At 34.3% G+C, this 12,125-nt stretch carries 11 protein-coding genes and 1 other RNA gene; 6 read left to right on the top strand and 6 right to left on the bottom strand.

Annotated elements, in window-relative coordinates; all coding sequences use genetic code 11:
• Positions 1 to 22: 22 nt before the first annotated feature.
• The 3 genes from ssrS to INR76_RS10290 form a co-directional block, all read right to left on the bottom strand.
• A non-coding RNA gene (ssrS, locus tag INR76_RS10300) (6S RNA) lies at positions 23 to 132 on the bottom strand.
• A 50-nt stretch (positions 133 to 182) separates the two neighbouring features.
• Positions 183 to 473 carry a cell division protein ZapA gene (locus tag INR76_RS10295; protein WP_223107865.1) on the bottom strand — a complete coding sequence of 97 codons (291 nt, stop codon included), beginning with the start codon at positions 471 to 473 and terminating at the stop codon, positions 183 to 185.
• A 14-nt stretch (positions 474 to 487) separates the two neighbouring features.
• Positions 488 to 778, bottom strand: coding sequence for a hypothetical protein (locus INR76_RS10290; protein ID WP_223107864.1), 291 nt, complete (start codon positions 776 to 778; stop codon positions 488 to 490).
• Positions 779 to 928: 150 nt separating this feature from the next.
• On the opposite strand from INR76_RS10290, the gene INR76_RS10285 reads away from it, so the two are divergent.
• Together INR76_RS10285 and INR76_RS10280 are read left to right on the top strand one after the other, a co-directional pair.
• The gene (locus tag INR76_RS10285; RefSeq protein WP_223107863.1) at positions 929 to 2,617 is read left to right on the top strand and encodes a M23 family metallopeptidase; all 1,689 of its coding nucleotides are present in this window, start codon (positions 929 to 931) and stop codon (positions 2,615 to 2,617) included.
• Positions 2,618 to 2,629: 12 nt separating this feature from the next.
• Complete coding sequence (locus INR76_RS10280; protein ID WP_223107862.1) at positions 2,630 to 5,092, top strand: carboxypeptidase-like regulatory domain-containing protein; 2,463 nt, start codon at positions 2,630 to 2,632, stop codon at positions 5,090 to 5,092.
• A 6-nt stretch (positions 5,093 to 5,098) separates the two neighbouring features.
• Here INR76_RS10280 and INR76_RS10275 read toward each other — a convergent pair whose 3' ends face one another.
• A complete protein-coding gene (locus INR76_RS10275) occupies positions 5,099 to 6,247 on the bottom strand; it encodes a cysteine desulfurase family protein (protein WP_223107861.1) in 1,149 nt (382 codons plus the stop codon).
• A gap of 194 nt (positions 6,248 to 6,441) precedes the next feature.
• Between INR76_RS10275 and INR76_RS10270 the strand changes: the two genes are divergently transcribed.
• Positions 6,442 to 7,323, top strand: a complete 882-nt coding sequence (locus INR76_RS10270; protein ID WP_223107860.1) for a hypothetical protein — start codon at positions 6,442 to 6,444, stop codon at positions 7,321 to 7,323.
• On the opposite strand, the gene INR76_RS10265 is transcribed toward INR76_RS10270, so the two are convergent.
• The gene (locus INR76_RS10265; protein ID WP_223107859.1) at positions 7,320 to 7,868 is read right to left on the bottom strand and encodes a Smr/MutS family protein; all 549 of its coding nucleotides are present in this window, start codon (positions 7,866 to 7,868) and stop codon (positions 7,320 to 7,322) included. The genes INR76_RS10270 and INR76_RS10265 overlap by 4 nt on opposite strands.
• 181 nt (positions 7,869 to 8,049) lie before the next feature.
• Between INR76_RS10265 and INR76_RS10260 the strand changes: the two genes are divergently transcribed.
• The 3 genes from INR76_RS10260 to INR76_RS10250 all read left to right on the top strand — a co-directional run bounded on the left by INR76_RS10260 (position 8,050) and on the right by INR76_RS10250 (position 10,673).
• Complete coding sequence (locus INR76_RS10260; protein WP_223107858.1) at positions 8,050 to 9,972, top strand: T9SS type A sorting domain-containing protein; 1,923 nt, start codon at positions 8,050 to 8,052, stop codon at positions 9,970 to 9,972.
• 6 nt (positions 9,973 to 9,978) lie between these two features.
• Positions 9,979 to 10,275, top strand: coding sequence for a DUF2752 domain-containing protein (locus INR76_RS10255; RefSeq protein WP_255592589.1), 297 nt, complete (start codon positions 9,979 to 9,981; stop codon positions 10,273 to 10,275).
• A 74-nt stretch (positions 10,276 to 10,349) separates the two neighbouring features.
• Complete coding sequence (locus INR76_RS10250; RefSeq protein ID WP_223107857.1) at positions 10,350 to 10,673, top strand: CCC motif membrane protein; 324 nt, start codon at positions 10,350 to 10,352, stop codon at positions 10,671 to 10,673.
• Between the two features lie 81 nt (positions 10,674 to 10,754).
• Here INR76_RS10250 and rocD read toward each other — a convergent pair whose 3' ends face one another.
• Positions 10,755 to 11,999, bottom strand: coding sequence for an ornithine--oxo-acid transaminase (gene rocD, locus INR76_RS10245; RefSeq protein ID WP_223107855.1), 1,245 nt, complete (start codon positions 11,997 to 11,999; stop codon positions 10,755 to 10,757).
• Positions 12,000 to 12,125: the final 126 nt, after the last annotated feature.

The following is a 12,125-nucleotide window of genomic DNA, read 5'->3' as shown; positions in this document are numbered from 1 at the left end:
CCTGCACTAATGTGTTTTGAATAAACTCCTAATAAGTAAAGTTTAGGGCTAACAAACTGGTCAAACATCCGCTCGATGGCGGCTCGTTTTAACAGCTTAAACTCACCCTTCTTATCGGAATTTGTGTTGAGTTTACCAAAAAGATATTAATGCAGGCAGTAACCTTTGTTATGTAAAGAACGTTATGACAAGTGCTCGTGCAGTAATTGGTTTAAAGCTTCTAGCTTTTCTTCCATTTCCTGCTTGTCATTTGTTTTATCAATCTGTTTTTGCTCTACTTGAGCTGCAAATTGTAATGCACACATAGCTAATACATCTTGCTTGTCTCGTACAGCATAATTTTTTTCAAACCGCTTAATCATTTCTTCTATTTTTTTTGTGGCTAACCGAAGCCCTTCTTCTTGGGAAGGATTAATTGTCAACGGGTATACACGATCTGCAATAGAAAGCTTTATTTTAAGTTGGTCTGACATATTATTTTTTTCTTTTATTCAGAAAGTTGACTTATACATTGGTCTATTTCCCGAACTAAAGCATTTATCTTGAGCTTTGTATCTCTTTTATGTTGGTCGCTGCCAAGCATTGAATTTGCCATTTTCAATGAGTTGCACTTTTCTTTAAGCATTTCAACTTCGTTGTCAGATTCTTCTTTTTGTGAACGTAAATTATTTAGTTCTTCTTCTAGATTAGCGTTAACGTGCTTCAGTTTTTCATATCGATGCAGTAACTTACTAATTCTATTTTCAAGAGAATCAACAGTTTCTGAAAGGTTGCTCATTAAAAATTTTTTCAATACTTCTTACACAAAGTTAACATTCACGTTTCAATAAGACAACAGTTTTCTTTAATTTTTTGTAATATTGAATTATTACACAATAAATTTCTCTTACTCCCTTTTTTAAATAAGCATATTAGTATTTTTACAACTATGAATAAATTTTTATTATGCTTTTTATTAGCGAGCATTTCCGCTTTTGGGCAAAAATCGATTCCTGAAAACTATTTTAGCAATCCGCTTGATATCTCCATGATACTATCAGGTAGTTTTGGTGAACTAAGAAGCAATCACTTTCATAGTGGTCTAGACATCAAAACCCAACAACGAACCGGGCTTCCGGTATATGCTCCAGCAGATGGATACGTAAGCCGAATTAAAGTTTCGCATTATGGATATGGAAAAGCGTTATACATAAAACACCCTAATGGATACAGCACTGTTTATGCTCATTTAGACAATTATGCAGGTGCAATTGCAGAATATGTAAAAGAGAGACAATACAATAAGGAGGAGTTTGAAATTGAACTATTTCCTAATGCAGCAGACCTGAAAGTTAATAAAGGTGATTTAATTGCTTATACTGGCAATACAGGCGGGAGCGGTGGTCCTCATTTACATTTTGAAATACGAGACGCTGCATCACGCCCTATGAATCCATTGCTTTTTGGTATTAATGTTCCAGATTCAAAAAGACCTTTAGTAAGCAGTGTTATTGCCTATCCTATAGGTGAAGACGCACAAGTAAATAATGATCAAAACCCTGTAAAACTTCGATTAATTTTACAAAAAGATGGAAATTATAAAGCTGAAAACGTACAGGCTTTTGGAAAAATAGGATTTGGAGTATCTACCAATGATCAATTGGACGGAGCTTCCAATAAAAATGGTGTGTATCAAATTAAAACCAACTACAACGGCACCGAAAAAATCAATATCCATTTTGAGAAATTTTCATTTGCAGAAACTCGCTATCTCAATAGATATATTGATTATGAATATTGGATGAAAAATAGAAGTCGGGTTCAAAAACTTTTTAGAGAAGCCAATAACCCCTTAAGTATCATAAAAAATGAAGATACAGATGGCTATATAGACGTGCAAGAAGGCTTTAACTCAAATTATACTATTACTATCACAGATTTTGAAGGAAATAAAACATCAATAGTCATACCTATTGAAGGCAAAAAAAGTGAAAATAGCACACCAAAACAAATAAACAAAACAGACGATTATATCTATTCAAATCAAGCTACATCAATTACCAAAGGAAAATACAGTGTGTACATCCCTGCTAATAGCTTGTATGAAGATTCCTTCTTAGCAATTGACACAAAAGGTGATACGCTTCATTTACACGAAGATCATATTCCTATTCATAAAAATATTACTATTACAGCAGATATTTCAAATTATAAAACAACAGATAAAGACAAACTTTACATAGGAAGGTTAAATTACTACGGAAAACCTTATTACAACACAACTTATAGAAAAGGTGACAAGTTATCTGCAAAAACCCGAACGTTTGGCACCTATGTTTTGGCAAGTGATACCACAGGGCCCACTATTAACCCTATAAATTTTGATGATGGCAAGTGGATTAGTAGCAATAAAACACTAGAACTTTCTATTAATGATGATTTAAGCGGAATTAGTTCATACCGAGCAACTATTAACGGAAAATTCATTTTAATGGAATATGATTACAAAAAAGACGTTATAAAGTATAATTTTGATGATAATATCATTTCAGAAACCGAAAATAATTTGAAAGTAATTGTTACCGATAATGTGGGAAATAGTACTACATTTGAAGCAACTTTTTTCAGAAAACAATAATAATCACTGCTTTTGAAAACTAAATCACTACCCCTACTCTTTGTTCTTTTGTTTATTTCTACGGCATTATTTTCTCAAAAAGCCGTTGTTAAAGGTGTTATTCTAAACGAAGAAAACCAACCCGTTGTTGGTGCTTCCGTATCCTATGAAAACGAAGGGACGCTTTCAGATTTTAATGGATATTACTTAATAGAAATTCCGGCTAATCAAGATGTAACGCTTACCTTTTCACACGTAAGTCACAAAAAAGTACAATTATCACTTAACCTTGGCACCAATGAAGATTATGAACTTAATCCCGTTATGAGTACCAATGTTGAACAAATTGCTACAGTAGTAATTTCTGGAAGAGAACGTAAACGCGTACAAGGAATTACTACCATTAGCCCTGAAGCAATACGAAAAATACCGGGTGCCAATGCCGGTGTAGAAAATTTACTAAAATCGCTTCCCGGTGTAAATAGCAATAATGCATTGAGTACACAATATGCCGTTCGTGGTGGTAACTATGATGAAAACTTGGTTTATGTAAATGAAATTGAAGTGTATCGTCCATTTTTAATACGAAGCGGCCAACAAGAAGGACTAAGCTTTGTAAATAGTGATTTAACCGCCAATGTAGATTTCTCTGCCGGAGGATTTCAAGCAAAATATGGAGACAAACTTTCTTCGGTTCTTGATATCACCTATAGAAGACCTGCTGATTTTAGCGCTACTGCAGATTTAAGTTTGTTAGGGGCTAGCGTTTCAGCCGGAGGAATTTCAAATAACGGAAGGTTAACCGGTATTGTTGGACTGCGATATAGAGACAACAGCCTATTTGTAGATGCCAAACAAACTGAAACCAACTTTAAACCTCGATTTGCAGATGCACAAACGTATTTAACGTATAAATTCAGTAATAAGTTTGAATTAGGATTCCTCGGAAATATCTCACTCAATAGTTATGATTATGAGCCATTAACTAGACAAACAAATTTTGGAACACTTTCAGATCCTAGAGCACTTGTTGTTTTCTACGAAGGTCAAGAAGAAGATCGCTATAAAACGTATTTTGGAGCTTTAAAAGGAACCTATGTTGCTTCTGAAAATTACACAGCAAAACTTATTGCATCTGCATATCAAACAACCGAACAAGAATATTATGATATTTTAGCCGAATATCGCTTAGGCGAAGTAAATACTAGTATTGGTGATGAAGATTTAGGTGAAGTAGAATTTACCGAAGGCATAGGCGGCCAATTAACTCACGCTCGTAATGATCTAGATGCCTTAATTTTTAATGTAGAACACAAAGGTATTGCCACAGTGGGTGAAAACACAATTGAATATGGTATAAAATATACTCATGAAGACATTCGTGATCGCGTACAAGAATATGAAATTATTGACTCTGCCGGATTTTCTATAAGACCACCCATAAGAGATTTTGCAAACGACCAACCGTATGAGCCTTACACATCCCCCATTGTTCCTTATACAACTATACGAGCAACAAACGATGTACAAATAGATCGTGTTTCAGGATATGCACAATGGAGCCGCAGAACTACTTTAGGATCTAATGATCTTTGGTTAAATGCCGGAGTACGAGCTCATAACTGGAATGTAAGCGGCGACGGGATAGAAAGCACCTCGCAAACGGTTTTTAGTCCGCGTGGTCAAGTTTCTTTAAAACCAGATTGGGATATGGATATGCTCTTTCGCCTTTCTGGTGGATTGTATCACCAACCTCCCTTTTATAGAGAATTACGAGATTCAACAGGAACTGTAAGACCGGGTGTAAAAGCTCAACAAGCGGTTCATGTCGTTTTAGGCAATGATTACAGTTTTGACCTTTGGGGAAGACCTTTTCGTTTAAACTCTGAAATTTATTACAAACAACTAACCGATGTAAACCCATATACTCTTGAAAATGTTCGTATACGTTACAGAGCCAATAATAATGCTGTCGCATATGCTTATGGATTGGATGCGCGTTTGGCTGGGGAGTTTGTCCCGGGTACCGAAAGTTGGGTAAGTTTTGGTTACTTGAAAACCGAAGAAAATATTGATGATCGTGGTTATATTTTTAGACCTACCGACCAACGATTAAAATTTGCTGTATTATTTCAGGATTATGTAAAAATTATTCCTGATTTAAAGATGTATTTAAACCTAGTATACAACACAGGTTTACCTGGTGGCTCTCCTAGCTATGCAGACCCCTATGACTACCAAATACGCTTACCAGATTATAAAAGAGCCGATCTAGGAGTTTCATATGTTATTGTAAATGAAGACAAGTTAAGAGACAAAGGTTGGTTAAAGCCTTTTAAAGAACTAACACTTGGTGCCGAAATATTCAACATTTTTGATGTTCAAAACTCAATAACCAATACGTTTGTGCGTGATGTGTATACTAAAGTTCAATACGCCATCCCTAACTATTTATCGCCAAGAGTGTACAACGTAAGACTTACAGCTAAGTTTTAAGAAACCTTATTTATCGATAAATTCTTTAAGCACGTCTATTACATAATCAACCTCGTCTTTTTTATTAAAACTCGAGAATGAAAACCGAATAGACGGCTTTTTCATATCATCTTCAGAAAGGATTTCTGTCAAAACGTGTGAACCTTTGCCACTTCCACTTTGGCAAGCACTTCCTTTTGAACAAGCGATTCCGTTTAAATCCATTTGAAATAACAACATCATCGCTTTTTCTTCTGAAATAGGTAAACAAACATTTAATAGTGTGTACGTACTTTTATCATCGTCATCACAAGCACCATTAAATTTTACTCCCGGGATTTCTTTGGTAAGTTTTTCTTTAAAATAGTTTTTAAGTTCAACTATGTACTTACGTTCTTTTTCAAGGTTTTGATATGAAATTTTCAAAGCTTCTGCCATTCCTGCAATGGCGTAAACAGACTCGGTTCCTGCTCGCATTCCTCGTTCTTGTTCACCACCAAAAATCAACGGTTTTAAGCCTGTGTTTTTACGAATAAAAGCAAACCCTGCTCCTTTGGGACCGTGAAATTTATGGGCCGCTACTGCAGCAAAATCAATAGGGATTTCAGAAAAATCTAATTCATAATGCCCTACAGACTGTACTGTATCACTATGAAATAAAGTGTTATTTTTTTTGCAAAGATTGGCCGTACGCTCAATATCTAAAATATTACCAATCTCATTATTTACGTGCATTAAACTTACAAGTGTCTTTTGGTCACTATTTTCTAAAAGCGACTCTAGGTGCTCAAAATCTACATGGCCACATTCATCTAGTTTTACATATTCTATTTGAGTACCATATTCGTTTTTTAATTCATTTAATGTATAAAGAACGGCGTGGTGCTCAATTTTACTTGATATAATACGCTCCACACCCAAATCACGCACACAACTGTTCAAAATTAAATTATCAGCCTCTGTCCCTCCTGAAGTAAAGATGATTTCAGCTGCTGAAACATTTAAATATCCTGCAATTTCTTTTCGAGCATTTTCAAGCAATGACTTGGCAGAACGGCCATAAGAATGTGTTGAGGAAGGGTTTCCATATTCAGTTTTTAACACTTCGGTAATACATCGCACTACCTCGCTTCTCAATTCGGTTGTGGCTGCGCTGTCAAAATATACTTTTTTCATATGGCGTTTGTGGGTTGTTTAATTTGTGGTAAAAACTACCGTTATACTTTGTTTTATTTCAGAATTAAAATATTGAAAACACAATGGTTTTGCGTTTAAGTTTTCAAAAATACGTATTAAAATTATTCTTAAATAAGTTTCAAGTACAAAGAAATATGTTACTTTGTAAAAATTGTGAGATTCAGAAAAAATTCATGAAAAAGATTCTATTAATCCTTATAGTTGTAATTGCCTTTCAATCTTGTGATGATGGTGATGTTATAGTAACTACTTTTGACTTTGAAGATGCAGATTTAAACCTTTGCGGAAATGGTAATCAATATGTTTTTTATAAAATAAATACAAATGTTTCAGAAAGCATTTCGCTTCAAATAACAACAGCAGACACCTTATTTACAACAAGTGAAACGAAATCATACGAGCTTGACGGAAATGGAAACATTGTAAATTACAGAAGATTCAACGGTGACATCACTTCGGCTTACTTTTGTAATTCTGTACCTCCCACTACACCAACCGTTGCAATTGATTATGTAGCTACTTCTGGTACGGCCACTTTAAACACGACTATAACCCGAGACGATGGTGATCGTATAGACGATGAAACAGGTGATACAGATGGTGATGGAATTCCGGATAGCTTTGACTTTGACGATGATGGAGATAACGTACCAACCTCTGTTGAATTAGGTCCTAATTATCCAGATGAAGAACCAAGAGACTCTGATGGTGACGGAATATATGATTATTTAGACATAGACGATGATAATGATGGTGTATTAACCATTTATGAGGATAAAAACCAAAACCTAAATCCTAATGATGATATCACAAATCCGGATGTAGGGCCTGATTATCTAAATGGTGCAATAAGTATTTCATATGAAATTGACGCTTTTCGTGAGCATTCATACTCATTATCAAGCGACGTTGTGATACGACTTTCAAATTTAGTTTTGGTAAATGGCGAAGAAACGATTATTCAAGAAAATCTACTGTTAGGAGATATAGAAAATGTCTTCACAGACGAAAACGTTACCCTTACTCCGGCATTTGTTCTACCATCAAAAGATTAAGGTGTTTTATTTTGGTAAATATAGACTTCGGTAGCACCACGGCCGTATTCTCTATAATCTGCTTCGTAGTACTTTACGTTATCATATCGTCTGAAAAGATATTCTAGTTCTGCCTTTAGCACACCTTCCCCTACCCCGTGAATAAAAACAACTTTTTGAATTTTTTTATCAATCGCAAAATCAAGTTTACGCTTTGCGGTATCTGTTTGTAAGAGCAACATATCGTGATTGCTCATTTTTTTTGGGTATTTAGTAAGTTGATGAATGTGAAGATCAACAACCATAGGCGGTCGTTTTCTATCTTTTGGTTTAATTCTGTTTGACTTTTTAGGCTTTTTAATTTGTTTTTCTGAAAGAATTGTTGAAATATCTTCTTGCATCATATTTTTTTCTGAAATAGCACCTGTAATAACAACCAATTCATTTTTACCGAATTGCATTTCAAAATCATCCTCAGTTAAAACCGTTATCAAATCTCCATCAACCCCAGTAACTATGCCCGAAATAGCATCATCAATAACCGAAACCGAATCACCTTTTTTCATACAAAACTTTATCTTAAATTTTTACGTAGATATGTTTAGAATATATGATATATACGTTATTAAAACCTAAAAAATATTGTTTTTAGCAACAAAAATCCTGATATTAAAAAAATTATTATATTTTTATAGCAAATTTTGGCTATACCAACCCAAATCGTATAGCTCTTAAAACCAAATAATTATGAAACACCTACTACTATCTCTACTTGTATTAAGTAGTATTACTGTTACAGCACAAGCTGATTTATTTGTAAGACCAAACCCAAGTAACAACTCAGACTCATATGTGTATGTTAATGATGTTGTGTTGTATGTAGAAGACAATGTTAATCTTGAGCGAAACACCAATAATCCTGATACTGAAGCTAGTATTTACTTAAGAAATAATGGACAGCTATTACAAGGTAATGATGCTGCATACAATAGTGGAACTGGTATGTTGTCTGTTTATCAACAAATAGATTCAACTTCTGCTTTTCATTATAATTATTGGGGAATGCCTGTAGGAATAGCACCCAATTCAAATGCTGAAAACACTTCAAGTGGTGTAGCAGTAGTTTATGATTGCGATGGTTGTGGAGATAGAGACACTGCCGCAACCCAATCAAACAGAACCACAGGTAGAAATGGGTATGAAGGTAATCCAATGACTATTTCTACTCGATGGATTTATGCTTTATTGCCAAGTCCTTATCGAGAAGATGAAGCTGTATGGAGAAGAATGAATAGCAACCAAGCTCCTGGAGAAGGACTTGGTTTTATAATGAAGGGAATTAGCCCAAATCCAATTACCGGAAATACTGGAGACCTCACTGACTTAAAAACCGATGTTATATATGACTTGAGAGGAAGACCTAAAACAGGAACAATACAAATTAATATGGGACCGGGGGATGAAATAGTTTTATCAGGAAACCCATACCCTTCTGTACTGGACCTAAGAGAACTATATTATGATAATAATACGCTCGGTTCTGCTGGAATTGCATCTTTCCAATTTTGGGATGAACCAAAAGGTGATGAATTTAGTCACTTTTATAGTGATAAATCTGGAGGGTATGGGGTTTATACACCAGCTTCAAATACGTATGCTCCAGCAACTTTTGCTAATTATAGTGCTAGTGGCGTTGGTAGTAATACTCCTTTCGGTGGAGCTAGTTATATTAATCAACAATTTACCCCAATTGGTCAAGGGTTTATTATTGTGACTGATGGTACAGCTGGTACTATCGAGTTTAATAATAGTCAGCGAGTATTTCGCTCAAAATCTGCAACAGAAGTTTTTCATAGACCTATACAGAATGATAGTGGGAATATTGAAAATGAAAATTTAGAATCTAAATATGCTACAGACTCAAATGGTGCTGTTATTACTGAAAATGATGATCGTGCCCCCCATTTACGTATTAATGTAGTTATGGAGGCAAAATATGGCCGTCAATTGGTTTTAGGCTTTGATGATAATACTTCTCTTGGTTTTGATTTAGGCTGGGATGGAAAAAGTCCTATGGACGCTAAAAATGGAGAGGCTTATTTTTTAATTGGAGATGATAACGATAGGCAACCATATGTTATAAATTTTTTAAATTATAGCTCTGATAATGAAATCCCTATTGGGTTTAAACTGACAAAACAAACTAAACTATCCATTAATACTGTTGAAGCAGTAAAAATGCAAGGTAGAAAAGCTTATATTTTTGATAGTGAACAAAAAACTTTCCAAGAGTTTACTAATGGTCGTTCTGCGACATTCAACTTACCAGCAGGAACGTATGATAATAGATTTTTTGTAGTATTTCAAGATGAAAAAGAATCTCTTAATACTATTAAAGAAATTCAAGGAAGAACAGCTGAAACGGTTGAGTTCTATCAAAATAACAGACTTGGAGTACTTGAGGTAAGCAATCCTGAAGGGTATGACATAAAACAAGCACTTGTATTTGATATGACCGGAAAGTTAGTTTTTGAAAAAGCAAATATAGGAACTGAAAAAAGTTTCTCTTTCCCAACATCAAATCTAAGTGATGGAGTCTACTTAGTGAAGCTACAAACAGTTGATAATGTAGATATATCCTATAAAACATCAGTTTACAATAAAAATTAACCTTCAATGACAGTTGACGGAATCGAAGACTATATGCTGCAATGTACGAGTAAGCAGCTCTTCGGTGTAGAATGTTTAGGCTGTGGCACCCAACGTGCCACAGTTTTATTTTTTAAAGGAGAGTTTGCAGCAGCATTTCATATGTATCCTGCTATTTATACTATAATTTTTCTACTCCTTTTTTTAGTTTTTAACTTGTTTGTAAAGTTTAAACACGACTTTAAAATAAAAGTTGGATTACTACTCTTAAATGTTGCTGTAATTGTTATTAGCTATTTTATAAAAATGAGCCCCTACCTTTAAAATATATCGTATTTTTCGGTAGTATTATTTATTTGAGTATTTTTAATTTATAGTAACTAACTAAACCACCAATTATGGAAAAACAAACATTACCTAATTCAACCCTTATACTTGTTTTCGGGATTTTATCAATCATAACTTGTTGTTGTTATGGAGTTCTAGGACTTATATTTGGTATTATTGCTATTGTAATGGCAAAAAAAGCAACTACACTTTATACCACAAGCCCTGAACTTTATTCAGGATATCAAAATGTGAAAATTGGTAAAATTTTGGCTATCATAGGTATTATTTTAAGCGCTATCTATCTACTTGTGAATATTTATTTCTACGCTACAATTGGTATGGAAGGTATTCAAGAAATGCAAGAAGAAATGCTACGCGAGTACGGAATGTAAACTCGTATACCAGAGTAATTATACATAAAAAAGCGGCTGATCATTTCAGCCGCTTTTTTTAATTTAAATACTTTTATAAAATTATGCTTCAAATTCTTTTATAGTATTAATAATTATTGAAACACAATCTAGTAATTGCTCTTCATTCATAACAAGAGGAGGAGCAAATCTTATAATATTACCGTGAGTTGGTTTTGCTAAAAGACCATTATCACGTAATTTTAAACACATATTCCAAGCTGTATCACTGTCTTCAGTATCGTTGATTACAATTGCGTTTAGCAACCCTTTACCTCGAACTAACTTTACAATTGAACTATTTTCAATATACTTACTTAATTCACTTCTAAAGAGTTTCCCAAGTTTTTCAGCATTCTCTGCTAGTTTTTCATCTTTTACAACATCTAAAGCCGCCATAGCCACAGCTGCCGCAACAGGATTTCCTCCAAAGGTAGAACCGTGGTTTCCGGGACGAATCACATTCATAACTTCGTCATCTGCCAATACAGCTGAAACAGGATATGCACCACCACTTAATGCTTTTCCTAATATTAAAATATCAGGCTTTACATTTTCATGATCTACTGCCAACAGTTTTCCGGTTCTTGCTATACCAGTTTGTACTTCATCTGCTATAAATAAAATATTGTGCTCTTCACATAATGCTTTTGCTTTGCTCAAATATCCTTCAGAAGGAACATACACTCCAGCTTCACCTTGTATAGGCTCAACTAAAAAACCTGCAATGTTTTTATTACTTTTTATTGCTTCTTCCAAAGCTTGAAGATTATCATATTCTACTTTTAAAAATCCTTGCGTATAAGGACCAAAGTTTTTTCGAGCTACTTCATCGTTAGAAAATGAAATAATGGTTGTTGTTCGTCCATGAAAATTATTAGCGCATACTATAATTTCAGCGTCATTTTCAGAAATTCCTTTCTTCTCATAAGCCCATTTTCTACAAATTTTTAAAGCTGTTTCAACTGCTTCAGCTCCTGTATTCATAGGTAGCAATTTGTCAAAGTTGAAATATTCAGAAGCATACTTTTCATACTTTCCAAGCATATCGTTATAAAATGCACGAGAGGTAAGTGTCAACGTTTCTGCCTGTTGAGTCATTGCCCCTACAATTTTTGGGTGACAATGCCCTTGGTTAACTGCACTATAAGCCGAAAGAAAATCATAATATTTTTTTCCTTCTACATCCCAAACATATACTCCTTCTCCCCTACTTAAAACAACGGGTAGCGGATGGTAATTATGAGCTCCATACTTGTTTTCTAAGTCAATTGCATTTTGTGTAGCTTTCTTTTCTAAAACTGCCATTTTTAATAATTATTTATCGTGTAACTGCATTGATTCCTGCTTTGCGGAGAGAAATCATCCATAAAGTCGCAAGTTACTAAATATTCTATGTTTTTTGAAGGTTCAAGTTGTTATAAAAAAGTTATA

This window comes from Marixanthomonas sp. SCSIO 43207 (assembly GCF_019904255.1).
GTDB lineage: Bacteria > Bacteroidota > Bacteroidia > Flavobacteriales > Flavobacteriaceae > Marixanthomonas.
Note: the sequence above shows the minus strand (reverse complement) of the source record. Positions and strands in the feature narration are given on the sequence as shown.